The sequence below is a fragment of the Methylobacterium sp. Leaf113 genome, from assembly GCF_001423325.1.
Lineage (GTDB): Bacteria > Pseudomonadota > Alphaproteobacteria > Rhizobiales > Beijerinckiaceae > Methylobacterium.
This window is the reverse complement of the sequence record NZ_LMNJ01000001.1, coordinates 400,770-426,226: the sequence shown is the minus strand read 5'-3', so window position 1 is coordinate 426,226 and position 25,457 is coordinate 400,770. Positions and strand designations below refer to the sequence as shown.

At 70.9% G+C, this 25,457-nt stretch carries 23 protein-coding genes; 14 read left to right on the top strand and 9 right to left on the bottom strand.

Annotated features, from left to right (window positions below; translation table 11 throughout):
* Positions 1 to 2: 2 nt before the first annotated feature.
* From ASF60_RS01950 to ASF60_RS01940, 3 genes are all read right to left on the bottom strand, one after another.
* The gene (locus tag ASF60_RS01950) at positions 3 to 863 is read right to left on the bottom strand and encodes an SDR family oxidoreductase (RefSeq protein ID WP_056179416.1); all 861 of its coding nucleotides are present in this window, start codon (positions 861 to 863) and stop codon (positions 3 to 5) included.
* Positions 860 to 2,005, bottom strand: a complete 1,146-nt coding sequence (gene queG / locus ASF60_RS01945; RefSeq protein ID WP_082507707.1) for a tRNA epoxyqueuosine(34) reductase QueG — start codon at positions 2,003 to 2,005, stop codon at positions 860 to 862. Before queG ends, ASF60_RS01950 begins: the two co-directional genes overlap by 4 nt.
* 116 nt (positions 2,006 to 2,121) lie before the next feature.
* Positions 2,122 to 2,814, bottom strand: coding sequence for a glutathione S-transferase family protein (locus tag ASF60_RS01940; RefSeq protein ID WP_056179414.1), 693 nt, complete (start codon positions 2,812 to 2,814; stop codon positions 2,122 to 2,124).
* A 311-nt stretch (positions 2,815 to 3,125) separates the two neighbouring features.
* Between ASF60_RS01940 and ASF60_RS01935 the strand changes: the two genes are divergently transcribed.
* The 6 genes from ASF60_RS01935 to ASF60_RS25950 all read left to right on the top strand — a co-directional run bounded on the left by ASF60_RS01935 (position 3,126) and on the right by ASF60_RS25950 (position 10,004).
* On the top strand, positions 3,126 to 3,929 hold the full coding sequence (locus ASF60_RS01935) for an undecaprenyl-diphosphate phosphatase (RefSeq protein ID WP_056179411.1): 804 nt from the start codon (positions 3,126 to 3,128) through the stop codon (positions 3,927 to 3,929).
* Between the two features lie 287 nt (positions 3,930 to 4,216).
* Complete coding sequence (locus ASF60_RS01930; protein ID WP_056179408.1) at positions 4,217 to 6,076, top strand: methylmalonyl-CoA mutase subunit beta; 1,860 nt, start codon at positions 4,217 to 4,219, stop codon at positions 6,074 to 6,076.
* 65 nt (positions 6,077 to 6,141) lie between these two features.
* Positions 6,142 to 6,558 (top strand): hypothetical protein, encoded by a 417-nt coding sequence (locus ASF60_RS01925; RefSeq protein ID WP_056179405.1) that lies wholly within the window; start codon positions 6,142 to 6,144, stop codon positions 6,556 to 6,558.
* A 191-nt stretch (positions 6,559 to 6,749) separates the two neighbouring features.
* Complete coding sequence (locus ASF60_RS01920) at positions 6,750 to 7,184, top strand: hypothetical protein (RefSeq protein WP_056179402.1); 435 nt, start codon at positions 6,750 to 6,752, stop codon at positions 7,182 to 7,184.
* A gap of 160 nt (positions 7,185 to 7,344) precedes the next feature.
* Positions 7,345 to 8,418, top strand: coding sequence for a GGDEF domain-containing protein (locus tag ASF60_RS01915; protein WP_244478287.1), 1,074 nt, complete (start codon positions 7,345 to 7,347; stop codon positions 8,416 to 8,418).
* 155 nt (positions 8,419 to 8,573) lie between these two features.
* Positions 8,574 to 10,004, top strand: a complete 1,431-nt coding sequence (locus ASF60_RS25950) for a methyl-accepting chemotaxis protein (protein ID WP_056179399.1) — start codon at positions 8,574 to 8,576, stop codon at positions 10,002 to 10,004.
* 26 nt (positions 10,005 to 10,030) lie between these two features.
* On the opposite strand, the gene ASF60_RS01905 is transcribed toward ASF60_RS25950, so the two are convergent.
* Together ASF60_RS01905 and lepA are read right to left on the bottom strand one after the other, a co-directional pair.
* Entirely contained in the window at positions 10,031 to 10,894 is an 864-nt protein-coding gene (locus ASF60_RS01905) for a glycosyltransferase family 2 protein (RefSeq protein ID WP_082507684.1), read from the bottom strand.
* A complete protein-coding gene (gene lepA / locus ASF60_RS01900) occupies positions 10,891 to 12,696 on the bottom strand; it encodes a translation elongation factor 4 (protein WP_056180052.1) in 1,806 nt (601 codons plus the stop codon). Before lepA ends, ASF60_RS01905 begins: the two co-directional genes overlap by 4 nt.
* A 386-nt stretch (positions 12,697 to 13,082) precedes the next feature.
* On the opposite strand from lepA, the gene ASF60_RS01895 reads away from it, so the two are divergent.
* The 3 genes from ASF60_RS01895 (at position 13,083) to ASF60_RS01885 (ending at position 15,563) form a co-directional block, all read left to right on the top strand.
* Positions 13,083 to 13,826, top strand: coding sequence for a response regulator transcription factor (locus tag ASF60_RS01895; RefSeq protein ID WP_056179396.1), 744 nt, complete (start codon positions 13,083 to 13,085; stop codon positions 13,824 to 13,826).
* The gene (locus ASF60_RS01890; protein WP_056179393.1) at positions 13,823 to 15,160 is read left to right on the top strand and encodes an ATP-binding protein; all 1,338 of its coding nucleotides are present in this window, start codon (positions 13,823 to 13,825) and stop codon (positions 15,158 to 15,160) included. The genes ASF60_RS01895 and ASF60_RS01890 overlap by 4 nt, the downstream gene beginning before the upstream one ends.
* Positions 15,161 to 15,296: 136 nt before the next feature.
* Positions 15,297 to 15,563 (top strand): hypothetical protein, encoded by a 267-nt coding sequence (locus ASF60_RS01885; RefSeq protein WP_056179390.1) that lies wholly within the window; start codon positions 15,297 to 15,299, stop codon positions 15,561 to 15,563.
* Between the two features lie 85 nt (positions 15,564 to 15,648).
* Here the strand turns inward: ASF60_RS01885 and ASF60_RS01880 are convergent, their stop codons facing one another.
* On the bottom strand, positions 15,649 to 16,443 hold the full coding sequence (locus tag ASF60_RS01880) for a HugZ family pyridoxamine 5'-phosphate oxidase (RefSeq protein WP_056179387.1): 795 nt from the start codon (positions 16,441 to 16,443) through the stop codon (positions 15,649 to 15,651).
* A gap of 342 nt (positions 16,444 to 16,785) precedes the next feature.
* Between ASF60_RS01880 and ASF60_RS01875 the strand changes: the two genes are divergently transcribed.
* The 5 genes from ASF60_RS01875 (at position 16,786) to ASF60_RS01855 (ending at position 20,850) form a co-directional block, all read left to right on the top strand.
* A complete protein-coding gene (locus ASF60_RS01875; RefSeq protein WP_056179384.1) occupies positions 16,786 to 17,496 on the top strand; it encodes a response regulator transcription factor in 711 nt (236 codons plus the stop codon).
* A gap of 67 nt (positions 17,497 to 17,563) precedes the next feature.
* Positions 17,564 to 19,324 (top strand): sensor histidine kinase, encoded by a 1,761-nt coding sequence (locus ASF60_RS01870; RefSeq protein ID WP_056179380.1) that lies wholly within the window; start codon positions 17,564 to 17,566, stop codon positions 19,322 to 19,324.
* Positions 19,325 to 19,344: 20 nt separating this feature from the next.
* Positions 19,345 to 19,866: an HPr kinase/phosphorylase gene (locus ASF60_RS01865; protein WP_056179377.1), complete on the top strand. Its 522-nt coding sequence runs from the start codon at positions 19,345 to 19,347 to the stop codon at positions 19,864 to 19,866.
* A gap of 125 nt (positions 19,867 to 19,991) precedes the next feature.
* Positions 19,992 to 20,393 carry a PTS sugar transporter subunit IIA gene (locus ASF60_RS01860; protein ID WP_056179374.1) on the top strand — a complete coding sequence of 134 codons (402 nt, stop codon included), beginning with the start codon at positions 19,992 to 19,994 and terminating at the stop codon, positions 20,391 to 20,393.
* Between the two features lie 133 nt (positions 20,394 to 20,526).
* Positions 20,527 to 20,850: an HPr family phosphocarrier protein gene (locus ASF60_RS01855; RefSeq protein ID WP_056180048.1), complete on the top strand. Its 324-nt coding sequence runs from the start codon at positions 20,527 to 20,529 to the stop codon at positions 20,848 to 20,850.
* 16 nt (positions 20,851 to 20,866) lie between these two features.
* Here the strand turns inward: ASF60_RS01855 and ASF60_RS23345 are convergent, their stop codons facing one another.
* The 3 genes from ASF60_RS23345 to ASF60_RS01840 all read right to left on the bottom strand — a co-directional run bounded on the left by ASF60_RS23345 (position 20,867) and on the right by ASF60_RS01840 (position 25,068).
* Complete coding sequence (locus ASF60_RS23345; protein ID WP_056179371.1) at positions 20,867 to 21,766, bottom strand: hypothetical protein; 900 nt, start codon at positions 21,764 to 21,766, stop codon at positions 20,867 to 20,869.
* 139 nt (positions 21,767 to 21,905) lie between these two features.
* Positions 21,906 to 23,027, bottom strand: a complete 1,122-nt coding sequence (locus tag ASF60_RS01845) for a CobW family GTP-binding protein (RefSeq protein WP_056179368.1) — start codon at positions 23,025 to 23,027, stop codon at positions 21,906 to 21,908.
* Positions 23,028 to 23,499: 472 nt separating this feature from the next.
* Complete coding sequence (locus ASF60_RS01840) at positions 23,500 to 25,068, bottom strand: D-alanyl-D-alanine carboxypeptidase family protein (protein ID WP_056179365.1); 1,569 nt, start codon at positions 25,066 to 25,068, stop codon at positions 23,500 to 23,502.
* Positions 25,069 to 25,457: the final 389 nt, after the last annotated feature.

Here is a 25,457-nt window from a genome sequence, read left to right as displayed (position 1 = left end):
CCTCAGGTTCGTGCATCCGCCGCGAGGGCGGCCAAGCCTTCGCGGTAGGTCGGATAGGCGAGCGTCACGCCAAGCTCTTCTTGGATCAGGCGATTTCGCACCCGCTTGTTCTCGCCGTAGAAGCTGCGGGCCATCGGGCTCAGGTCGGCGGTCTCGAAATCCACCTCCGGCGGCAGCGGTAGGCCGGCGAGCTTGGCGGCATATTCGGTCACGACCTGCGGCGGGGTCGGCTCGTCGTCGGTGACGTTGTAGGTGGCACCGGCGCGGGGATGGGCGATCGAGGCCAGCAGCGTGGTCGCGATATCGTCGACGTGGATCCGGTTAAACACTTGCCCCGGCTTGATGATTCGCTGCGATTTACCCTCCCGCAGCTTCACGATCGGGTTGCGGCCCGGGCCGTAGATGCCGGAGAGACGAAAGACCTGGACGGCCTTGCCGGTCTCGGCGCCGAGGGCGTGCCACTGATTTTCAACGGCGAGGCGCCCACGGGAACGGCCGCTCACCGGGCGGGGCGGCGTCGACTCGTCGATCCAGGCGCCCTCGTGGTCGCCGTAGACACCAATGGTCGACAGATAGCCGATCCAGCCGATGCGACTGGCCGCGATGGCCTCGCGGTATACCGCGAGGGTCGTGTCGACGTCGCGGGCGGGCGGGGCCGAAACCAGCAGCACATCCGTATCGGCCAGGTCGGCCGCGATGCGGGGGTCATCGGAGTCCGGTCCGAAGGCCCGCATCTCGGCGAGATCGCTGGGGCCGGCCCGGGACGGATCGGTCACGGTGGCGCGGACCACGCCGAAGCGGTCGCGGGCACGCTCCACGAATCGACGGGCGGTGAAACCGAGTCCGAAGACGAAGAGGTTCATGTCGGCGTCTGTCCTGTCGTCTCGGGCGGGGTCGGGTCCAGGGCCGAGTCCCACTCGGCCCGGACCATGGCGTCGGTTTCGCCCAAACCCCGGGCGTTGAAAAGCGCGCGCAGCGGCGCGGGCGCCAGCAGGCGCCCGAGCGCCCACACCGCCATGCCGCGCACCAGGGGCGCGGGATCGTCCAGGCAGCGCTCGGCCTCGGCGGCGAGGCCGAGATCGCCGGAGTTGCCGATGGCGATGAGGACATTGCGCAGGAATCGATCCCGCCCGGTGCGCTTGACCGGCGTGCCGGCGAAGCGGGCGCGGAAGGCTGCGTCGTCGAGGCGGGCGAGGTCGGCGAGCGGCGGGGCGGCGAGATCGCTCCGGGCGGCCATCCGCCCCTCCGCGGCCGTCGCCGCGAACTTGTTCCAGGGGCAGACGGCGAGGCAATCGTCGCAGCCGAAGACGCGGTTGCCGATGGCCGACCGGAACTCCGTCGGAATCGGCCCGGCATGCTCGATGGTCAGGTAGGCGATGCAGCGGCGCGCATCGAGGCGGTAGGGCGCCGGAAAGGCACCGGTCGGGCAGATGTCGAGACAGCGCCGGCACGAGCCGCAATGGTCGGCCTCCGGCGCGTCCGGGGTCAGGTCGGCGGAGGTGTAGATGGCGCCGAGCAGGAGCCAGTTGCCGAGGGTGCGGGACACCAGCACCGTGTGCTTGCCCTGCCAGCCGAGGCCGGCGGCGGCCGCCAGCGGCTTCTCCATCACGGGAGCGGTGTCGACGAACACCTTCACGCGGACGTCGCCCTTGGCCGAGAGGTAGCCGCCCAGTTCCTTCAGCTTGCCCTTGACCACCTCGTGGTAGTCGCGGCGCTGGGCATAGGCCGCGATGGCGCCCCGCTCGCGCCGGGCCAGGAGGTCCAGGGGATCGGCCTCGGGGCCGTAATTCATCCCCAGCATGACGATGCTGCGCACGCCCGGCCACAGGGTGGCGGGGTCGGCGCGCTGGTCGGCCCGCTCGACCATCCAGTCCATGGTGCCGTGATGGCCCTCGCCGAGCCAGGCGGGGAGCCGGTCCTGCAGTTCGGGCACGGCGTCGGGCCGGGTGATGCGGATCGATTCGAAGCCGAGCAGCCGCGCCCGCGCCTCGACGGCCCGGCGCAGCTCCGCCCCGGCCAGGATCGGCCGCGCGGGTTTCGACGCAGGGCGGGCCGGCGACGCGGCGCGGGCCGCCGGCAGGTCCGGTGCGTCGTATGCTTGCGGTGCGTCGTGCGCTGCGTTCAAAAATCCAGGTTCGCGTAATGGTCCGCCGGGGCCATGCCGGGCACCCGGTCCGCCAGTAGCGTGCGGAACGACGGGCGCGACTTCACCCGCGCGTACCAGTCCCTCGCCGTCTCGTCCTCGTCCCATGGCACGTCGCCGAGATAATCCACGCAGGAGAGGTGGGCCGCCGCCGCGAGATCCGCATAGGTCAGATGGTCGCCCGCCAGCCATTTCCGGCGGGACATCAGGTAGCCGATATACTTCATGTGGTAGCGCACGTTGGTGCGCGCGGCGCGAATGGCGTTCATGTCCGGCGGGCCGCCGCCGTTGGCGCTGTTCATGAAGCGCTTCGAGATCTTCTCGGTGACGAGGTACTCGGTCACCTCGGCGTCGAACTTGACCAGGAACCAGTCGAGCAGGCGCCGGACCTCGACCCGCGCCGCCGTGGTCTCCGGCAGCAGGCGCCGGCCGCTGAGGCCGAGGCCCCGGGTCTCGTCGAGATACTCGGCGATGATGCCCGCCCCCGGGATCGCGAGCCCGGTCTGCTCCACCAGGACCGGCGTGGTCCCGGCCGGATTGATCAGCAGGAAGGCCTCGCGCCGGTCCCACGATCGCTCCTCCATCAGCGTCGGCTCCATGCCCATCTCGGACAGGACCAGGCGGATGAAGCGCGAATGCGGGCAGAAGGAGGAATGGTAAAGCGTCGCCATCGAGGCCGTTTCGAACGGGGGAGGTGTGCCGGGAGACGGAGCGCGTCGAGGCCCTGCGGGATGAGCGGCAAAGAAAGACTTATTGCCCGATCGTTGCCGCCTCATTAACACGCATGTCGCGAACGCGATAACCGTCCGTCAACCTTGATGGATCAGGCAACCTGGATGGATCAGGCAACCTGGATGGATCAAGGTCGAACCCGCAGGACGATTCACGCGCGTCGAGCGGTCCTGGCTGCCACCGCAGACCGGCCGGGGCTTTCGAACTCAAGTCCGACCGACACATCCCCAACCCGCGAGGCGAACAGATGATGGATGCGATGGGCATCGCAAAAGCGGTCGTGCTCGGCGTGGTCGAGGGGGCGACGGAGTTCATCCCGGTCTCGTCCACCGGGCACCAGCTCCTGGTCGGCCACTTCATCGGCTTCGAATCGCCGAACAACACCTTCGAGGTGCTGATCCAGCTCGGCGCGATCCTGGCCATCCTGGCGGTCTATTTCCGCCGGCTCCTCGGCATCACCCTGGCGCTGCCGAACGACCCGAAGGCGCGCCGCTTCGTCCTCGGCATCCTGCTGGCGTTCCTGCCGGCGGCGATCATCGGCGGCCTGTTCTCGAAATACATCAAATACTACCTCTTCAACCCCTGGATCGTGTGCGCGACCCTGGTCGCCGGCGGCATCGTGCTCCTCGTCCTCGACGACACCGACCTCGACGTGAAGAAGCGGGACGTCTTCGACTTCACCCTGCCGATGGATTTCAAGATCGGCCTGTTCCAGTGCATCGCGATGATTCCCGGCGTGTCGCGCTCGGGCGCCACCATCGTGGGCGCGATGCTGATGGGCGCCGACAAGCGCTCGGCCACCGAGTTCTCGTTCTACCTCGCGATTCCCACCATGGCGGGGGCCTTCGCCAAGGACCTGCTCGACAATTACAAGAACCTGTCGCGGGACGACACCGGCCTGATCGTCATCGGCTTCATCGTGGCCTTCATCTCGGCCTTCATCGTGGTGCGGACGGTGCTCGACTACGTCTCCTCCCACGGCTTCCGGCTGTTCGCCTGGTGGCGCATCATCGTCGGCTCGCTCGGTTTCGCCGGCCTGATCATTTTCGGATAGGCGATCCGGCGGATCGGCTTCGGATCAGCGATTCCGGGCCCGACGTCAGTCGATCGTCCGGCGGCGAAGGTTTTCGGACGGTCCTCCGAGACCGAACAGGCTGGAACGAGGACGACAAAGCCCGCGTCGAGCGTATTCGGCGCTGGGATATAAAATACAAGACGAGGGGGCGATTGCGTCCGTGCGCGACGCCGTGCAAGGGCTGTCCGGAACCAAGGTCCGGTCGTTCCTGGCCGGCGACCGGTCAGCATCGACCGGCGTAAAAGCACACGCGGAGGCCAGCCCCGATGGAAGACCGTCCCCTCGCCGACCTGTTCCCGCCCGCGACCCGCGAGCGTTGGCTCGGCCTCGTCGACGGGGTCCTGAAGGGCGGCGACTTCGAGAAGCGCCTGGTCTCCAAGACGGCGGACGGCATCCGCATCGAACCGCTCTACGATCCGGCCTCGCCGGTGGCGCAGCCCGCCCGGGCTCCGGGGCCGTGGCGCGTCTCGCAGCGGGTCGACCATCCGGACGGCGCCACCGCCAGCGCCCTCGCGCTCGCCGACCTCGAAGGCGGGTCCGATGCCCTGACCCTGGTCTTCGCCGGCGCACCGGCGGCCCGCGGCTACGGCCTCACCGCCACGACGGCCACCGACCTCGACGCCGCCCTCGGCAACGTGATGCTGCCGCTGATCGCCACCCGCCTCGATGCGGGCGCGCGCGGCCTGGAGGCCGCCCACCTGATCCGCGCTGTCGTGGCGGCGCGCGGCGAGACCCTGAAGGGCCTCGACCTCGACCTCGGCCTCGATCCCATCGGCGTCCTCGCCTCGGGCGGGACCCTGGCGGAAGATTTCGGCGCCGGGATCGCCGGCGCGCTCGCGACCTTCGACGCCGAGGGCTTCAGCGGCCGGGCCTGCCTCGCCGATGGCCGGCCCTACCACGAGGCCGGCGCCAGCGAGGCGACCGAACTCGCCGCCGCCCTGGCCACGGCGGTCGCCTACCTGCGCGCCCTGGAGGCCAATGGGCATGCGCTCGAACGCGCCCGCGACGCCGTCGCGGTGCTGCTCACGGCGGATGCCGACGAATTCCTGACCATCGCCAAGTTCCGCGCCATGCGCCGGCTCTGGGCCCGGGTGGAAGCGGCCTGCGGCCTCGCGCCGAAGCCCCTGCGCCTGCATGCCGAGACCGCCTGGCGGATGATGAGCCGGCGCGACCCCTTCGTGAACATCCTGCGCACCTCCATGGCCGCCTGCTCGGCCGGCCTCGGCGGTGCCGACGCGATCACCGCCCTGCCCTACACGGCGGCGCTCGGACTCAGCGACGCCTTCGCCCGCCGGGTGGTGCGCAACAGCCAGATCGTGCTGATCGAGGAATCCAACCTCGCCCGCGTCGCCGACCCGGCCGCCGGCGCCGGCAGCTTCGAGACCCTCACGGAGAAGCTGGCCGAGGCGGCCTGGACCGCCTTCCAGGCGATCGAGCGCGAAGGCGGCATCGTGGCGAGCCTCCGGGCCGGCGCGATCCAGGAGCGGATCGCCGCCACCCGGGCCACCCGGGCCAAGAACGTCGCCACCCGCCGCGAAGCGCTGACCGGCGCCAGCGAGTTCCCCTACCTGGCGGAGAAGCCCGTGACGGTGCTGGAGGTCGCCCCCGTGACGGCGCCGCCGGCCGGCGGCTTCGGCACCGGCCCAGCCGTGACCTGCGCCCCCCTGCCCTCCGGGCGCCTCGCCGAGCCCTACGAGGCCCTGCGCGACGCCTCCGACGCGGCCCTCGCGGCGACCGGCCGGCGGCCCTCGGTGTTCCTCGCCAATCTGGGTCCGGTCGCGGTGTTCAACGCGCGCTCGACCTTCGCCGCCAATGCCTTCGCGGCCGGCGGCATCGAGGCGGTGAACCAGGAGGGCTTCACCGATCCGGTGGCCCTGGCCGACGCGTTCCGCGCCTCCGGCGCCCGCATCGCCTGCCTGTGCTCGTCCGACGCGCTCTACGCCACCCATGCGGCGGATGCCGCCCGGGCGCTCAAGGCGGCGGGTGCCGTCACGCTGTACCTCGCCGGCAAGCCGGGCGACCTCGCTGAAGCCCTGACCGCGGCGGGCGTCGACGGATACCTCCAGGCCGGGGGCGACGTCCTGGCCCTGCTGACGGGAGCGCTGGCGCACGCGACGCAGGCCTGATTGCGCAACCGCGACCGCTCTTCGATGGTTTGTGGCCCGTCGAGTCGAACCCAGAACGGAAAGCCATGCGACGCCCAGCCCTTGCCGTCACCCCCCGGTCGATGACCGCTTTGGCGGCGACCTCCCTCGTGCTCCTGAGCGTCTCCGTCGGCAGCGCCGGTGCCGCCACCAAGAAGGTGCAGGTGCCCAACCGCTACGACGGGACCTGGAGCATCGAGGTGGTCACCCTCGACGGCCCCTGCGACCGCGCCTATCGCTACGGCGTGCAGATCCGGCGCGGGGAAGCCAGCTATGCCGGCGGCGAGTTCAACATCCGCGGGCGGGTGGCGCAGAACGGCGCCGTGCGGGCCGTGATCTCCCGCGGCGACGATCACGCCGACGTGATCGGCCGTCTCGGCCGCCAGGGCATGGGCAACGGCACCTGGACCACCACCGGCGTGATCGGCTGCAGCGGCCGCTGGAACGCCGAGCGCCGGGGCTGAGGCGCCTCCGGCCGGCGCGCCGGTCCGGGAATTTCTCTGCATCCCCCGGCCGAGCCCCTGTGATGGGCGTGCCACATCGGCACGCCGATCGCGGCCCCGAACGTCGACGGCCCGGTTCTGCCCTTCTCCCGACGAAATCCGTGAGGAATACTCAGGCCCGATCGAGAACGATTTGGCACGGGGCTTCCCTGATGAGAGCTTTGCTGTTCGGCGCGGTGGTGATGACCTTGGGCTGTGGCGCTGCGGCCGAGGCTGCGGGCCGCAATCCGGCCCACCCGCACCGGGTGATGTCGCCCCTCGAGATTGCGGCGACGGACTGCTTCGCCGAGACCGTGCTGGCCAATCCCGCCGCCCTGCGGCATGCCCGGGCCGGACGCTGGTACGAGGCCGCCGGGATCACCGGCTTCCTGTGTCGGCCCGAGGTCGACGCGATGATTCAGGCCCATGACCGCCTGTACGGGCGCGGCACCGGCGCCCGCTACTTCCAGACCGCCTATACCCGCCATCTCGGCCAGCAGCTCGCCGATCGCCTTCAGCCGATGCTGGAGCGCAAGGCGATGGCCAGCGCCGAGCCGCCCGCCGACAAGGCCGAGGTGGTCGAGGCCGTAGACAAGGCGGCCGAGTAGACCCCGAAGTCGATCTCCACGCAGATCGCGCCGCACGGCAGATCCCGAGGGCGAACCTTAACTTTGCGTCCGGTACGGTTTTTTGCCGAAACATCCCGGGTCGCGAAGGCGCTCCGGGACCTTGCGCTCGCTCCAAGACCGCACGCAGGAACCACCCGCCTTGGCTCGCACCGGGTACGACCTTCTCAGTACCCCGGCGGCCACCGCTCCGTCCGAGCGCCCGCCGGGTGTCGATCTGGCCTCGGCGGCCCTGCGGCTCGCCGGCAAGGTCGCGGATGCGGCGGCCGCGCAGCAGGCGCGCGATGCCGCGATGATCGCCGAACTCCGGCGCGACCTCGCGGCGCAGACCGCCCTGGTGCGGCAACAGGCCGAAACCCTCGCCGACCAGGAGCACGTGTTCGAGCGCGCCTCGGCGGCGGCCGGGATCGGCCTGTGGCAATGCCGCCTGCCCTGCGAGACCCTGCGCTGGAGCGCGGGCGTCTACGACCTGTTCGAGATGCCGCACGGATCGGCGGTGAGCCGGCAGGCGACCCTGGCCTGCTACACCGAGGAGGCGCGCCGGACCCTGGTGGCGATGCGCGCGGAGGCCATCGCCCGGCGCACGTCCTTCACCCTCGAATCCGAGATCGTCACCCTCCGGGGCAGCCGCCGGGCGATCCGGATCTCCGCCAGCGTGGAGGTCCGGGCGGGCCAGCCGGTCCGGCTCTTCGGGTTCAAGCAGGACATCACGGACGCCAAGCGGCACGCCGACCGGATGCGCTACCAGGCCGAGTTCGACCGGATGACCGGGCTGTCCAACCGCAGCGTGTTCGACGCCCGGCTGGCGGAGATGCCGGAGACCGGCGCCCTGCTGCTGATCGACCTCGACGGCTTCAAGGCGATCAACGACGCCCACGGGCACGCGGTCGGGGATGCCTGCCTGGCCGAAGCGGCGCGGCGCCTGCGCGACGCCTGCCGGGCGATCGATCTGGTGGCGCGCATCGGCGGCGACGAGTTCGCCGTCCTGATCGGCCACGATGCCGACGGGGCCGTCGGCGAGGCCATCGGTCAGCGCATCGTGCGGGCCATGCGGGTGCCGTTCGTCCATCGCAGCGTGAGCCTGCACTTCGGCGCCTCCGTGGGGGTCGCACGCGCCGCGCAGGCGAACCCGGTCGACCTGTTCACCCGGGCGGACGCCGCCCTCTACGCCGCCAAGGCGGCCGGACGCGGCACCGTGCGGATGGCGCCTCCGTAATCAGCGCGCCCTGGAATGGTGAAAATTCGCTCGCGGTCTGGCGTCACTTTGCGCTGCGCAACCCCCGGCTGGACAGGGTCCGTCAAGCCCGGCCTCCCTATCCTGGCGCGACGGGCGCCGCGCGTCCGCCCTGCCCTCCTTCGCCGAGGCCCCGCGTGCGCCGGACGACCTTGAAGACCCTGACGTCCTGGTTCACCCCCTCCCGGCGCGAGCCCGCGCCCAGATCCGCGCCGCACGATCTCGCCGCGATTCTCGCCTTCCTCGACGCCGTGGCGCGGGCCTGCAGCACGGCGCCGACCCCCGAGGCCGCCACCCGCGACTGCCTCGGGATCGTGGCCGGCTTCACCGGCTGGCCGATCGGGCACGCCTATCGCCGCCGCGACCCGGACGGGGCGATGCTGTCGATGCGGACCTGGTCCTTCGCGGCGGGCGACGGCGGGACGGACGCGGCGGACTTCGTGGCGATCTCCGAGCGGGCGGTGTTCGCCCCCGGCCAGGGCCTCGTCGGCCGGGTGGCGGCCGGCGGCGCGCCGGTCTCCTGCGCCGACGTGACGGCGCTGGCGGGCTTCGTCCGGGCCGGGACCGCCCGCCGCAACGGGGTGCGGGGCTGCTTCATGTTCCCGGTCCGCGTCGAGGAGCGGGTCGAGATCGTGCTGGAGTTCTTTTCGCGCGAGGCCGCAGAACTGAACGACGACCTTCTGGCGCTGATGGCCTATGTGGGCGACCGCCTCGCGCTGGCGCTGACCGAGCACGCCCGGCGCGACCGGGCGCACGCCCTGACGGTGACCCTCGACGGCATCGCCCGCCAGCTCGCCGAGACCACGGTGGCGGTGGAGGACGGAGCCCGGACGGTGCTGGGCGTCGCCGGCCACGTGGACGAGCGGCGCCTGGAGGTCGACCGCACCTCGGCGGAGGCCTCGCGGGAGATCGAGGCCGTGACCCGGGCGGCGCAGGACCTCGTCGCGCTCTCGCGCGAGGCCTCGGCCCACGCGGCGCAGGTGGGGACGGTGGCGGGCGGATCGGCCCAGGCCCTGGAGGCGGCGGTGGCGGTGTTCACCGACCTGCAGCACCGGATCGCCGGCGTCGGCAAGATCAGCGCGCTGATCTCCGCCATCGCGGGCCAGACCAACCTGCTGGCGCTCAACGCCACCATCGAGGCGGCCCGCGCCGGCGAGGCCGGACGGGGCTTCGCCGTGGTGGCGACGGAGGTGAAGGCCCTTTCGAGCCGGGTCGCCGAGGCCACCGCCGAGATCGGCGCCCAGGTCGACCAGCTCCGGCAGGTCGCCGCCCGGTCGACCGCCTCGCTGTCGCAGGTCCAGTCCGAGATCGAAACCGTTCAGCGCAAGGCCAGCGACATCGGCACCGTCAGCGCCGCGCATCAGGTCGCCGCCGGCGCGATCGCGGACGGGATCGGCCGCGCCCGTGCCACCATCGGGCAGACGACCGACCATCTCGACGCCCTGAGGGCGACCACCGCCGATGCGCTCTCGTCCTCGCGGGCGCTGGAGACCACCTCCGTGCGCCTGCGTGACCAGGGCCGGGACCTCGGCCAGGCGACGCGTCACCTGACGGGCCAGGGGGCCTGAAGCCTGCGACGCCGATCCGCCGGGCCTCAGCCCGGATCGGCCTGGGTGTCCGACGCAGCGCGCTTGGCGCGGCGCAGGAAGGGGAGCCCGGTGGAGGGCCGGCCGCGGGTGGCCTCGTGCATCTTGGCGATCCGGATGAAGCGGCCATAGGCCAGCACGCTCGCCATCACGAAACCGTCGAGGCCGGCGAGGAAGAACCGGCGCAGGATGTAGAATTTCAGGAAGTTGAGGGGGTATTCGAACACCAGGCGCAGGCCGGTCTCGAAGCGCGATCCGATCGGCTGGGTGTCGGCGGCGAGCTGCCCGACATAGTTCGACTTGGCGATGGCGTGGTTCCAATCGCGGAAGGTGTGGTGCCAGACCACGGACCGGATCGTCACCGGCTTCTCGGCCGTGGTGATCGCGAGCTTGTCCCAGTTCGGGTTGTCGGTCGTGCGGGCCACGCGCCGGTCGTAGAGATAGATGTTCTCGGTGCAGAACGCCCAGGGCGACGGCCGCGCGTGGTGCGGCAGCACCATCGCCTTGCGGACGATCATCAGGGACGGGATCTGGGGAGCCGCGAAGATCCCCCGGATCTCCAGGACGATCTCCGGGGTCAGGATCTCGTCGGCGTCGACGCTGAAGACGTGGTCGTGGCGGCAGAGGTCTTCGCCGAAGCGCCGCTGCGGCCCGAATCCCGGCCAGGGATTGACCACCACCCGGGCGCCGAGGGACTCGGCGATCGCCACCGTGGCATCGGTCGAGCCGGCGTCGATCACCAGGATCTCGGCTCCCAGGGGCAGGACCGAGCGGAGGCAGGCCGCGATGCGGTCGGCCTCGTTCAGCGTCCGGATCAGGACGGTGAGCGGGATGGGGGCGGCGTTCGGCTCCACCTCCGGGGCCCGGCTCAATCGTCCATCTTCAGGGCGGCGATGAACGCCTCCTGCGGGATTTCGACCTTGCCGAACTGGCGCATCTTCTTCTTGCCCTCCTTCTGCTTGTCGAGGAGCTTGCGCTTGCGCGAGATGTCGCCGCCGTAGCACTTGGCGGTCACGTCCTTGGACAGGGCCTTGATGGTCTCGCGGGCGATGATCTTGCCGCCGAGCGCCGCCTGGACCGGGATCTGGAACAGGTGGCGCGGGATCAGGTCCTTCAGCTTCTCGCACATGGCCCGGCCGCGATGCTCGGCGCGGGTGCGGTGGACCAGCATCGACAGGGCATCGACCGGCTCGGCATTGACCAGGATCGACATCTTCACGAGGTCGCCCTCGCGATAATCCGAGATGTGGTAGTCGAACGAGGCATAGCCCTTGGAGATCGACTTCAGGCGGTCGTAGAAATCGAACACCACCTCGTTGAGCGGCAGGTCGTAGACGACCATGGCACGCTTGCCGACGTAGTTGAGGTCGACTTGTGTCCCGCGCCGGTCCTGGCACAGCTTGAGAACGCCGCCGAGATACTCGTCGGGGGTGAGGATGGTGGCGCGGATCCACGGCTCCTCGATGGCGGTGATCTTCATCACGTCCGGCATGTCGGCTGGGTTGTGCAGCTCCTTGATGGTGCCGTCCGTCATCTGCAGGCGGTAGACCACGGAGGGCGCCGTGGAGATCAGGTCGAGGTTGAACTCGCGCTCCAGGCGCTCCTGGATGATCTCGAGGTGAAGCAGCCCGAGGAAGCCGCAGCGGAAGCCGAAGCCGAGGGCCGCCGAGGTTTCCATTTCATACGAGAACGACGCGTCGTTGAGCCGGAGCTTGCTCATGGCGCTGCGCAGGGTCTCGAACTCGGCGGCATCGACGGGGAAGAGCCCGCAGAACACCACCGACTGCACGTCCTTGAAGCCTGCCAGCATCTCCTTGCAGGGGCGCTTATCCTCGGTGAGCGTATCGCCCACGCGGGTGTCGGCCACCTCCTTGATCGAGCCGGTGAAGAAGCCGACCTCGCCCGGGCCAAGCTCGGCGATATCGGCCATCTTCGGCCGGAACACGCCGATCTTGTCGACGCCGTGGACCGCGTCGGCCCGCATCATGCGGATGTTCATGCCCTTCTTGAGCACGCCGTCGACGATGCGCACCAGCACGACGACGCCGAGATAGACGTCGTACCAGGAATCGACCAGCAGGGCCTTGAGGGGTGCGTCGCGGTCGCCCTTGGGCGGCGGCAGGCGGGTGACGATGGCCTCCAGCACCGCCTCGATGTTGAGGCCGCTCTTGGCCGAAATCGCCACGGCCTCGGAGGCGTCGATGCCGATCACCTCCTCGATCTGGGCGCGAATGCGCTCCGGCTCGGCCGCCGGCAGGTCGATCTTGTTGAGGACGGGCACGATCTCGTGGTTGGCGTCGAGCGCCTGGTAGACGTTGGCCAGCGTCTGCGCCTCGACGCCCTGCGAGGCATCGACCACCAGGAGCGAACCTTCGCAGGCGGCGAGACTCCGCGAGACTTCGTAGGCGAAGTCGACGTGGCCGGGGGTGTCCATCAGGTTGAGGATGTAGTCCTTGCCGTCCTCGGCCTTGTATTCGAGCCGCACCGTCTGGGCCTTGATGGTGATGCCGCGCTCCTTCTCGATATCCATCGAGTCGAGCATCTGCTCGCTCATGTCGCGCAGCGCCACGGTGCCGGTGGTCTGGATCAGCCGGTCGGCCAGCGTCGACTTGCCGTGATCGATATGCGCGACGATCGAGAAATTGCGGATGTTGTCGATGGGCGTCGTTGTCATCGAGGATGCGATCTCCGGCGCGCGCGGCCCGCCGTCCAAGGGACGGACCCGGCGCACGGTTTCTTGGAATGGGAAACAGGTCGCCCGCAGATAGCAGCGCCCGCCCCGTGCGCCAAGCGCAGGACCCCACGCGCAGGACCCCACGCGCAGGACCCCACGCGCAGGCCCCCGAGCGCAGGACCCCGAGCGCAGGACCCCGAGCCCATGGTCCAGGCGTATCGCCCAAACCCTACGGTCCCACCCCTGCGGCGAGTGCGCCGCCTGCGCCGGACCCGGCCGGGGAGCCGGGTCAGCGGCGGGCTTGCGGCGGCCTGCGATTTCCGGCTGATTCCCACCGCCCGCCGATTCGCCGCAGCGGCCGCATCCCCGGAGCCGAGACGTCAGCCATGAACCCCCTGGAGGAATCCGGTCCGATGCCGGACCTGGGCCACGTCCTCCTGGTGGAAGACGATGACGGCCTGCGCATCCTGGTGACCCGGGCGCTGCGGGACAGCGGCTACCGTGTCACGGGATGCCGCAGCGGCGCCGAGATGTGGCGGCTCCTGCCCCAGGGCGGGGTCGACCTGATCCTCCTCGACGTCATGCTGCCCGGTGCGTCGGGCATCGACCTGCTGCGCGCGCTGCGCGTCCGCTCCACGGTGCCGGTCATCATGGTCAGCGCGCGCGGCGAGGAGGCGGACCGGGTGCTGGGCCTGGAACTCGGGGCCGACGATTACATCGCCAAGCCGTTCGGGCGCCCGGAGCTGCTAGCCCGCGTCCGGGCGGTGCTGCGTCGCTCCGTCCTGGCGCCGGCGGCCTCCCCGGGCAGCGGCGAGGCCCTGGCCTTCGCGGGCTGGCGCCTCGACCTGCGCAGCCGGGCGCTGGTCGACCCGGGCGGCGCCGGCGTCGACCTGTCCGGCGCGGAATACGACCTCCTCCTGGTGTTCCTCGACCATCCCGGGCGGGTGCTCGGCCGCGAGCAGATCCTCGAACTGTCGCGCGCGCGCCTGGGATCGCCGTCCGACCGCAGCGTCGACACCCTCGTCAGCCGCCTGCGGCGCAAGCTCGACCCGCCCGAGGGCGAGCCGCCGGTGATCAAGACGGTGCGCGGGTCGGGCTACATGCTGGCCGCGAAGGTCGAGCGCCGGTGAGACGAGTCTTCGCCCTGGCGCGCAGCCTCGAGGCCCGGACACTCGTCGTCCTGCTGGCCGCCATCCTGGCCGTCCATGGCGGAGCCCTGCTGCTCTATCGCCAGTCGGCGGCCGCGGCCGCCGACGAGGCCTTCGCGGCCCAGGTCGCGTCACAGCTCGCCCTGGCCCGCGACGCGGTGATGCGGCGCCCGCCGGCGGAGCGGAACGCCGAGGCCAAGGCGCTGTCCAATCCGCATTTCGAGGTCGCCTGGACGGAGACCCCCGCCCCGCCCCGGCCCCGCAGCGACCCGGCCCTGGCCCCCCTGCACCGGCGCCTGACCGCCCTCGATTCCAGCCTCGGCACTGGCCTCTCCCTGGCGATGGAGGGCGACACGGACCCACTCCACCGGCTCGATCTCGGCGGGACGCTGGCGCTCGCGGACGGCAGCCAGCTCGCCTTCCACTCGGCCCACGCCTCGGGCATGGCCCTGCGCAATCCCTGGGCCATGCTGGCGACCGCGATGGCGATCCTGGTCGGCCTCGCCGCCGTGTTCCTGACCAGCCGGATCGCCCGGCCGCTGCGCGCGCTCGGCCACATCACCGGGCTGATCGGCCATGCCGTCGGCCAGGGCCGGATGGTGCCGGTGCCCGAGGTCGGCCCCGACGAGACCCGCGCGATCGCCCGCGCCCTCAACGGCATGCAGGTGCGGATCCGGGACCTCGTCACCGAGCGGACCCAGGCGCTCGCCGCCGTGTCCCACGATCTGCGGACGCCGATCGCGCGCCTGCGCCTGCGCCTGGACGGCGTCACCGACGCGGCGCAGCGCCACGCGATGGCATCCGACCTCGACGACATGCAGGCCATGATCGACTCGACGCTGGCCTACCTGCGCGGCGATGCCGATCCGGAGGTCCGGCGGGTCACCAACGTCGCCAGCCTGCTGATGAGCATCGCCGATGCCGGGCAGGATGCCGGACATGCGGTCGTCTACGACGGACCCGGCCGGGCGCTCGCCGCCATCCGGCCGGTGGCGCTCCGGCGCGCCCTCGACAACGTGGTCGACAACGCCGTCCGGTACGGGGAACGGGCCCGGATCGGCCTGACCATCGCGGACGCGACCCTGGAGCTGCAGGTCGACGACGACGGCCCCGGCCTTCCCGCCGACGCGGTCGAGCGGGCCTTCGCACCGTTCACCCGCCTGGAAACCTCGCGCAACCGCAACACCGGGGGGACCGGCCTCGGCCTGACCATCGCGCGCCGGGTGATCGAGGCGGAGGGCGGCCGCATCGGCCTGGAGACCCGGCCCGGCGGCGGCCTGCGGGTGCGGATCACCCTGCCGCGCCCGACCGGCTGAGGCGGCCGCGACCCGCCACGAGGGTCCGGTGCCCTGCGCCACACTTCGTCACAGACCCGGCATCGGGGAGCCAAACGCCTCGGCTACATCAGGTCTCGACGCAGCCGACGGGGCTGCGAGACTTGAGGACGAGACCATGTCGCGCATCACCATCACGCTTCTGTCCCTGGCCCTGATGACCGCCCTGGCGGGACAGGCCTCCGCCACGGAGGGCAGCGGAAACTCCGACAACCCGTCGCAAGCCGTCCCGAACACCGGCGGCGTCTCGGGCGGCCCGAACCACCACACCGACCGCGGCATGCCCGAGCGCGTCGACGTGACCGAGAGCACCAAGCCGGTGCACGCGGCCAAGGACGGCCACACGCACGACCACAGCAAGACGCATCCGCACGACAAGAAGTAAGGGCGCGACGGAGGGGCCGGGGCGAACGTCGATCCGGACGTTCGCCCCGGCGCGTTCGTGTCGGCGAAGCGATCCGCGCCCGGGCCTAATCGGCCGGGGCGGCCTCCCCGGCCCGTGCCCGGGCCGCCATCGCCACCAGGGCCTTGCGCAGGGCACCCATCTCGCGGACCGGCTCGGGGTAGAGCACCCGCGCGGTCCGGTCGCCGGTGAGGAGATCCAGGCCCTCCGGGTCGAGGCCGGTGAGCCGCCACGGCCCGGGTTCGGCGCCGGCTCCCTGGGCGTAGAGCGCGAGGGCGTCGGCGTGGTCGGCGTTCATGTGCTCGACGGCGCCGGCCTCGCCCGCCACCAGCCCCTCCGCGCCGGTGAGATCCAGGCGCAATTCCGCGGCCGTCAGCACGGCGGCCTTGGCGAAACCGCCGTTGAGATGCCCGGCCTTCGGCTCCAGAGCGAAGAACCCGAAATCCGGGAAATCGGCATAGAGCTTGGATTTCGGATGCCGGGCCACGAATCGGGCGCGGGCGCGCGGCTCGGCCGTCTGCGTCACGCGCCCGGTCACGGTCAGGCGCGGATGGGCCAGCGGGTCGCCCTTGCCGCCGGCGCTGAACAGCAGCGAGGCGCGGGAATCCGCCAGCAGGTTGCGGGTGTGGGCCGAGAGCCGCGACAGCAGCATCAGGGGCGTGCCGTCGACGTCGGTGGCGAGGGTCACCAGCGAGACGAAGGGCGTGCCGTCCTCCGGGTCGAGGGTGGCGAGCGCACCGGAGCGGATGCTGCGCAGGAGGTGCCGCGCCAGTCCGATCGAGTCGAACGGAGCCTCGGCCGCCGGAAGCGGAGCCGCCTGCCGGCGCGGCGCGGACCCGGCGTTGTTGTCAGCCTCGGCCATCGATGATCCCCCGAATTCGTGATCGCGCCGCGGCGCTCAGGCCGCGTTCAGCCGGCGGATCATAGCGGTTGCAATCCGCTCCGCACGAGAGCGCAGACATGCGGCCCAATGGCCTCAGTCAAGCACCAAACGGACAAACAACCGAGATCGCTCGCTTTTATCGCCCGTTGCCATTACACAGCCTGACTCTCCGCGCGAACGCGGCCCGCCTCCCCGGCACGGTCGCCACCGCGTTTTTGCCGATCCTTGCCCGCCGTCCACGACGGCGAATCAGGGTGGGATGCGGAGGGGCGGGCGCCGTCAGACGTCCGCCAAGCCGCATCCGAGCAACAGGACACGCGCATGCCGACCATCGCCCTCGTGGACGACGACCGAAACATCCTCACCTCCGTCTCGATCGCGCTCGAGACCGAGGGGTACCGCATCCAGACCTATACCGACGGCGCCTCGGCGCTCGACGGGCTGAAGCATTCCCCGCCCGATCTCGCGATCTTCGACATCAAGATGCCGCGCATGGACGGAATGGAACTTCTCAGGCGTCTGCGGCAGAAATCCGACCTTCCGGTGATCTTTCTGACCTCGAAGGACGAGGAGATCGACGAATTGTTCGGCCTCAAGATGGGCGCCGACGACTTCATCCATAAGCCGTTCTCGCAGCGGCTCTTGGTCGAGCGCGTGAAGGCGGTGCTGCGCCGCTTCGCCCCGAAGGACGGCCCGGGCGCCGCCGCCCGCGAGGCCGATGCCGCCGCCCGCTCCCTGGAGCGCGGCCTGCTGATGATGGATCCCGAGCGCCACACCTGCACCTGGAAGGGCGAGCCCGTGACCCTGACGGTGACGGAATTCCTGATCCTCCAGGCGCTGGCCCACCGCCCCGGCGTCGTGAAGAGCCGCAACGCCCTGATGGACGCCGCCTACGACGACCAAGTCTACGTCGACGACCGCACCATCGACAGCCACATCAAGCGCCTGCGCAAGAAGTTCAAGGTGACCGACACCAACTTCGACATGATCGAGACGCTCTACGGCGTCGGCTACCGCTTCAAGGAAAGCTGAGGTCCGGCCCCGGCCAGCCCCCTCCGGTTTCCCGCATAGCCCGCCCCTTCCCTGACAACGGACGATCGTGCCCTCCACAGACCAAGCCGAAATTCCGTCGCGCGGCGTGCTGGGCTGGCCGCGCCAGATCTGGAACGGGATCGGCCAACGCGCTTCGTCGAGCCTGACGCGGCGCATCGTCGTGCTCAACCTCGTCGGGCTGATCGCGCTGCTGTTCGGCTTCCTCTACCTGAACCAGTTCCGCCAGGGGCTGATCCAGGCGCGGGTGCAGAGCCTGCTGATCCAGGGCGAGATCATCGCCGGCGCCATCGCGTCCTCGGCCTCGGTCGAGACCGACGCGATCCGGATCGATCCCGACAAGCTGCTCCAGCTCCAGGCCGGCGAGGTCGAGGAACTGTCCTCCCCCCTCACCTTCTCGCTGAATCCCGAGCGGGTGGCCCCGCTGCTGCGCCGGCTGATCACCCCCACGGGCAACCGCGCCCGGGTCTACGACCAGGAGGGCGGCCTTCTGTTCGACACCCGCACCCTCTCGGCCCGGGGCGAGATGGGCCGGAGCGACCCGGACGTGCGCCCGCGCAAGCGCACCTGGCTGGAGGCGACCTGGGAGTCCCTGCAGGCACGGTTCGGGGCGCGCTTCGGCGGCGACGCCCCGCCCGGCGTCAGCGAGGATGTCGGCCCGGCCAGCGGGCACAGCCTGAAGGAGGTGCAGGTGGCGCTCTCGGGCGCGCGCGGCACCATCGTGCGCCGCAACCCGGCGGGCGAGACCATCGTGTCGGTGGCGGTGCCGATCCAGCGCGCGAATTCCGTGCGCGGCGCCCTGATGCTGTCGACGCAAGGGGGCGACATCGACCGGGTCATCGCCTCGGAGCGATTCGGCCTGCTGCAGGTCTTCCTCATCGCGGCGGCCGTGATGCTGGTGCTGTCGATCCTGCTCGCCGGTGCCATCGCGGGGCCGGTGCGGCGCCTCGCCGATGCGGCCGAGAAGGTCCGCCTCGGCATCAAGTCGCGCGAGGAGATCCCGGATTTCACCGGGCGCACCGACGAGATCGGCCACCTGTCGGGGGCGCTGCGCGACATGACCCAGGCGCTCTATCGCCGGATCGACGCCATCGAGAGCTTCGCGGCCGATGTCAGCCACGAACTGAAGAATCCGCTGACCTCCCTGCGCAGCGCCGTCGAGACGCTGCCGCTGGCCAAATCCGACGATTCGCGCAGCCGCCTGCTGGCGATCATCCAGCACGACGTGAAGCGCCTCGACCGGCTGATCTCGGACATCTCCGACGCCTCGCGCCTCGACGCGGAACTGGCCCGCGCGGAGGCGCGCCGGGTCGACATGCGCAAGCTGATGTCCACCGTGGTCTCGGTGGCCAACGAGCGCCGTCGCGCGAAGGACGCGCCGATCCAGTTCGACTGCGACGCGCCGGCCGGAGAGACCGATTCGCCCTTCACCATCTTCGGCCATGACAGCCGGCTCGGGCAGGTGGTCAACAACCTCCTGGACAATGCCCGCTCGTTCTCGCCCCCCGACGCCAAGGTGCGGGTGGCCCTGCGCCGGGTGCGCAACGACGTGGAGCTGATCGTCGAGGACGAGGGGCCGGGCATCCCCGAGCATGCCCTGGAGCGGATCTTCGAGCGCTTCTATACCGACCGTCCCGAGCAGGGGTTCGGTCAGAATTCCGGCCTCGGCCTCTCGATCTCGCGCCAGATCGTCCAGGCCCATCGGGGCACGATCCGGGCCGAAAACCGCCCGGGTCCGGCCGACGAGGACGGCGAGCCGACGGTGCGCGGCGCCCGCTTCATCGTGCGCCTGCCGGCGGCGGCCCGCTGAGCCCGGAGGCCGGCGCGGCGATGCCCGACCCGTCGCACCGGAGCGAAGCGGTGCATGCCAGCTGCATCGCCCTCGGCCGGGCCGGCCTGCTGATCCGCGGTCCCTCGGGGTCGGGCAAGTCGACCCTGGCGCTCCTGCTTCTCGACAGGGCCGCCCTGATGGGTACGCCGGCCGCCCTCGTGGCCGACGACCGCGTCCGGCTCACCTGCGACGGCACAGCGGTGATCGCGCATGCCGATCCGGTGCTCGCCGACCGCATCGAGGTGCGGGGCCTCGGGCTCCTGCGCGCCAACGACACCCTGTCGTCGGTGCCGGTCCGCCTCGTCGTCGATCTCGTGGCGGAACTCCCCCGCCTGCCGGAGCGCCCCCTGGCGTCCGTCGTGCTGCTCGATCGCGCCCTGCCGGCCCTGCGCCTCGATCCGGGCCTGCTGCGGTCCGGGCTCGGGCCGCGCCTCGTCCTCGACGCCCTCGCGGGCTGCGGCGGCGTGGCGCTTGGGACGCACCGGCCAATCCTGACGCTGCCGCCGGACCCGGGACCGTAGCGCCGGAGCCACCACCGTGGCATGATGATGACGGCCGAGCATACAAAACGCCGCAATCACCTTGCGCTCGACCGTGCGCTGCACAAAATGGCGGCTCCGCTCACAAGGCGTTGGAACCCGCGTCGATGATTGGAATGGTGCTCGTCACCCACGGCCTGCTGGCGACCGAGTTCAAGGCTGCCCTTGAACACGTCGTCGGGCCGCAGAAGCAGATCGAGACCATCACCATCGGTCCCGAGGACGATATGGAGCTGCGCCGGCTCGACATCATGACGGCCGTCGGCCGCGTGAATACGGGCAAGGGCGTCGTCGTGCTCACCGACATGTTCGGCGGCACGCCCTCGAACCTTGCCCTTTCGTGCATGAACGGCGGACAGGTCGAGGTCGTGGCCGGCATCAACCTCCCGATGCTGATCAAGCTCGCCAGCGTGCGCGATGCCGAGCCCCTCGGCGATGCCGTCCTGCACGCCCAGGAGGCGGGCCGGAAATACATCAACGTCGCCTCGCGCGTGCTCGCCGGCAAATAGCCTTTCTTACGCCCCCACCACAGCTTACAGGCATTCCAGGGACCCGCCCGACGCGGGGACCCGCCGAGGCCGTGCGACGCGGCGCGGTTCGCCAGCGAGGGAACGGCCAACGCCCATGAGCCACGACGAACCCATGAGCCACGACGAAGACGACGCCGAGGACACCCTCCCGCCGGTGCCCGAGGGCGGCCTGATCCAGGTGCTGCCGATCATCAACCGGCGCGGCCTGCACGCCCGGGCCTCGGCGAAGTTCGTCCAGACGGTGGAGCGATTCGACGCCGCCGTCACCGTCACCCGCTCGGGCGAGACGGTGGGCGGGCGCTCGATCATGGGCCTGCTGACCCTCGGGGCGGCGCAGGGCACCTCGATCGCGGTGGTGACCTCGGGCAGCGACGCCGAGAGCTGCATGAGCGCCATCGCCGATCTGCTCGCCAACAAATTCGGCGAGGACGAGTAAAGGACGGCGGCGCGGCTCAGGCCGAGCGGTCGGCGCGGCGCGGGGCGACCCCGGTGGAGGCATCCTCGGACACGCGGCGCCAGACCACCGCCTCGGCGCCATGCCCCAGGGTGATGCTGGCGGCGACGACCGCGTCGCCCCGCCGCGTCAGCGCGACGGTGACCTGTCGGCGCTGCGCGAACAGGCGCGTCACCACCCGGACCAGGGCGGCCTCGGACGGATCGCCGATGATCGGCGCGGCCGAGACTTGGGCGTCGAGAAGCAGGAACTCCTCCACCGCATCGCGAACCCGATAGGGATCGCTGATCCGCTCCACCCGGGACGCGGCCGGAACGGTGCGTACCCCGATCAGGCTGTGGGTCGGGATGCTGGCGCGCCGGATCACCGCGCGCAGGAGCCTCGGCCCCTCGGGCGCCTTCGGGGAGTCCACGGCCGATTCGAGCACCAGCACGGCCCTCGGACGCAACGCCCGCAGGTGGTCGGCCAGGGCCTCCCGGACCTCGCCGACGCTGTCGGGCGCGATGGTCGGCGTGACGGTGGTCCCGTGCGGCTGCCACGGCGCGATCCGGGCCTGACCCCAGAGCGTGTGCGGCATGGCCAGGGGCACGATCGCGGCAAGCTGGTCGGGGCCGTTGCCGGTGCGCCATGCGAGGGCAAAGACGAGATCGCGCCCGCCGGCCTGATGCTGGGCCGCCGACAGCAGGTAATCCGGATCGGCATGGACCGGGTCGGCCACCCGCACCCGCACCAGGAGAGCGCGCCAGGCCGCGATCTCGCCGTCGCTGAAGGCCGCCGCCCGCCGGAGGTCGATGCGCCAGGCGCTGGCGGCCGGGGCCGGAGACACTGGGCTCGCGCCACTCGCCGGGGCCGCCATCCGCCCCGCGCCGCCTTCGATGACCGTGAAAAGCTGTCTCATCGTCTCGATCCGATCCCGCCGATGTTCCATTTTGGAACAATGGAGCGCCCGGAGGCGCTGGTTGGGGGAGAGGTCTCAAGAACGATGCCGCCCGATTCCGGACGAACGGGCCTCGACGGCGGACGAAACCGGAGCCGGCTCAGCCACCCGGGATGGCGAGCGGATTGTTGGTCAGGGCCTCGGCATCCGGGCCATCGACGCGCGGCCGGCCGAGGAAGGCGTCCCACAGCCGTGTGACGAAGGCCGGGTCGAGATCGCGCACGATCAGCACGAGGCGCGAGCGGTGGTCGGCATCCGGCCAGGCGTCGAGATGCACCGGCGCGTGGATGATGTGCTGGACTCCGTGCACCACCAGCGGCCGCTCGGGCGCGTCGGCCAGGGCGACGAGCCCCTTCAGGCGCAGCAGGTTCGGCCCGTGGGCCGAGCGCAGGAGATCGAGGAACATCTCGAAGGCGGCCCGGGGCACGGGCACGTCGCTGGCGAGGCTGAAGGCCCGGATCGACGCATCGTGGCGGTTCACATCGTGATGATGATGGCCATGGTGGTGGCCGTGATCATGATGCTGGTGCGCTTCCCGCTCGACCTCGGCTCCGAGCCAGGCGCGCACATCGGCGCTCTTGCCGTCGAGGCCGAACAGGCCGCCGAGGAGATCGCCCGGGGCGACCGCGGCGTCCCGGAACGGGGCGGTCGGGTTCAGGGCGCGCAGCCGGGCCTCCAGGGCGCGGCCGTCATCGGCGGCGAGATCGCGCTTCGTCACCACGATCTGGTCGGCCACCGCCACCTGCCGCACCGCCTCCACATGGGCATCGAGGGTCGAGGCACCGTTGACGGCATCGACCACCGTGACGACGCCCTGCAGGCGATACCGGATCACGAGGTAAGGGTGGTAGATCAGGGCGTGCAGGATCGGGGCGGGATCGGCGAGGCCGGTCGTCTCGATCACCAGCCGGCGGAACGGCTGGATACGGCCGTTGTCGCGCTTGCGCAGCAGGTCTTCCAGGGTGGCGATCAGGTCGCCGCGCACGGTGCAGCACAGGCAGCCGGCGCCCAGCAGGACCATGTCCTCGTCGATCCGCTCGATCAGCAGATGGTCGAGGCCGATCTCGCCGAACTCGTTGACGATGACCACGGTGTCGGCCAGGGCCGGATCGCGCAGCATCCGGTTGAGCAGCGTCGTCTTGCCGGCGCCGAGGAATCCGGTGAGGACGGTGAGCGGGATCGGCTCGGGCGCGCGGGGATCGGGCTGGGACAGGTCGGTCATGACCCTGACCTAGCCCTCTCGGCGGCCCCGCTCAATCCTCGCGAGTGTTATAATGTTACAGAACGCACCCGGTGCGGTGGCGTATCGGTGGAGCTTTGCACCGGTCGGCGGGGCTGCTCTGTCGGATCGCTCGTGAAGCCCGCCTGTTGCGGCCGCGAGAGTCCTTCCTGATGGAAGGCCGCGTATGAAGCACACCGTCATTCCGGGGCGCAGCAGGCGAGCCCGGACTCCAGATCCGCCGACGGTGGAAAGTTCTGCACCCCCTGCGTGTCTGGATTCCGGGCTCCGCTCCGCGGCCCCGGAATGACGCGGTGTTGCAACGGGCCTGTGGGCGAGCACGTCAGCAATGCGCTCTGCCCTCGTCGCGCGCTGACCGAAGGTGGACGGCTCTGGGGCCGAGCGTGGGCGTGCGATAGCCCGCCCGGCCATCAACCCGCTCGCGCGACGCGAACGCGAATGCCGGGAGGCCGTCCTACTCGTCGGCCTGGGCCTTGCCGGCCGACTTGGTGGCCTTCGCCTTCGCGGCGGCACCGGCCGGCTTGCGCTCGGCCTTCGCATCGGTCTTGCCCCCAGCCTTAGGGGCCACCTTCGCCGCCGGCTTCTTAACGGTGCCGACCTTCAGCTTCGGGGCGCCCTCCAGCACGGGCGTCGAGTCGGCGGGAGCGTAGGCGCTGGCCGTGGCCGGAACGCCGGCCTTGCCGCGGGCGAGCGCCTTCTTCGGCTCGGGCTTGGTGGCGGGCTTGGTGGCGGGATTGGCAGCCGTCTTCGCCGATCCGGCTGCGGCGCCCTTCGCCTGTCGGGCAGCCTGGGCCGCCTCGCGCTTGGCCGCGACCGCGTCGAGCTTGGCCTTGCGGGCCTCGGCGACCTTGGCCGCCTTCTCGGCCTTCTCGGCCTCCTCCTGCTCGTTGAGCGCGATGGCGCCTTCGGCCGGATCGCGCCCGATCCAGACCAGGATCGGCTGCAGCGGCGCGCGCGGCGGCAGGGCGCGGTTGCGCAGGGCCGCGCTGTTCATGGTGGCGAAGGCCAGCGCCGCGGAGGGCGGCGCGGCGGCGGCCATCAGCTGCGCGTTGGCGTTGTCGGCGCTGGCTCCGGCGGCGCCCGCGCTCGCCGTGATGGCGCCCTGGCCCTCGTCCACCGGCATCGGCTTCTTGCGGTCGCAGATATAGGGCCGCAGGTCCGGAGGCTCGGAGACGCCCGAGGTCGGCAGGGCGTCGAGGGTCTGGGCACCCCAACCCGGGGACTGGCCGAAGCCGTAATCGAACAGATCGGCGGCCTTCAGGTCGCGCTCGCGGGCGCTGGGCTGGCCCATCACCACCGTGAGGATGCGGCGGCCGTTGCGGGTCGCGGTGGCCACCACGTTGAAGCCGCCCGAGCAGATGAACCCGGTCTTCATGCCGTCGGCGCCGGCATAGCGCCCGAGCAGGCCGTTGTGATTGGCCATGACCGAGCGGCCGAACTGGATGGCGCTGATCGAGAACAAAGCCCGGCTTTCGGGGAAATCGCGGATGAGGGCGCGGCCGAGAACGGCCATGTCGCGGGCCGAGGTCCATTGCCGCGCATCCGGCAGGCCGTTCGGATTGGTCCAGCGGCTTTCCCGCATGCCGATGCGCTGGGCGGTCTCGTTCATCATCTGGGCGAAGCCCTCGACCGAGCCGCCGAGATTCTCGCCGATCGCCCAGGCCACGTCGTTGGCCGACTTGACCATGATGATCTTCAGGGCGTTGTCGAGGGTGAGCTTGGTGCCCGGCCGGAAGCCCATCTTCGAGGGCGGCTCGGCGGCGGCCGCCGGCGAGATCGTCAGGAGCGTGTCGAGGGAGAGCTTGCCCTGCCGCACCAGGTCGAGGGCGACGTAGGCGGTCATCAGCTTGGTGATGGAGGCGGGAAACCACGGGTCGGTGGCCGCCTGGCCGTAGATCACCTTGCCGGAATCGACGTCGACCACCAGGATCGGGGCCGTCACGGCGCTCGCGGGTCCGGCGCCGAGCAATCCCGCCGCCACCGCGAGACCAACGACGAGCCGCCTCAACAATCCGTTCGACATCAGGCCTGTCTCAGAAAGGAACGCAACGGCGCGATCGAGGATCGGCCCGGGAGGACGGCCGGTCAACGGCCAAGCTTGCATGCCATCGACCTGGGGCGGCATCAAGCGCCGATGCGCAGGTCGCCGGAGGGTGGCACGACCCCCATCAAGACGGGTTCCGTGGCAACAGCATGGCGGACCGTCTCGCAGATGCGAGGAGTCGGCAATTACATGGTATAGGCCGGTTCAGTGCATGGGTGGGTGCCGCCTCGGCGCTGTGGTGCCGACGCCGCACGGCCCTTATGTGCGCGGGAGCCAGCTTTGGCAGGCGCCGGGGTTCTGCCGGGCGCCGGGCGATGGCACGAGAGTCTTTCAAGGTTTAAGGAGCGCCGGCCGGGTCGATGCGGGGT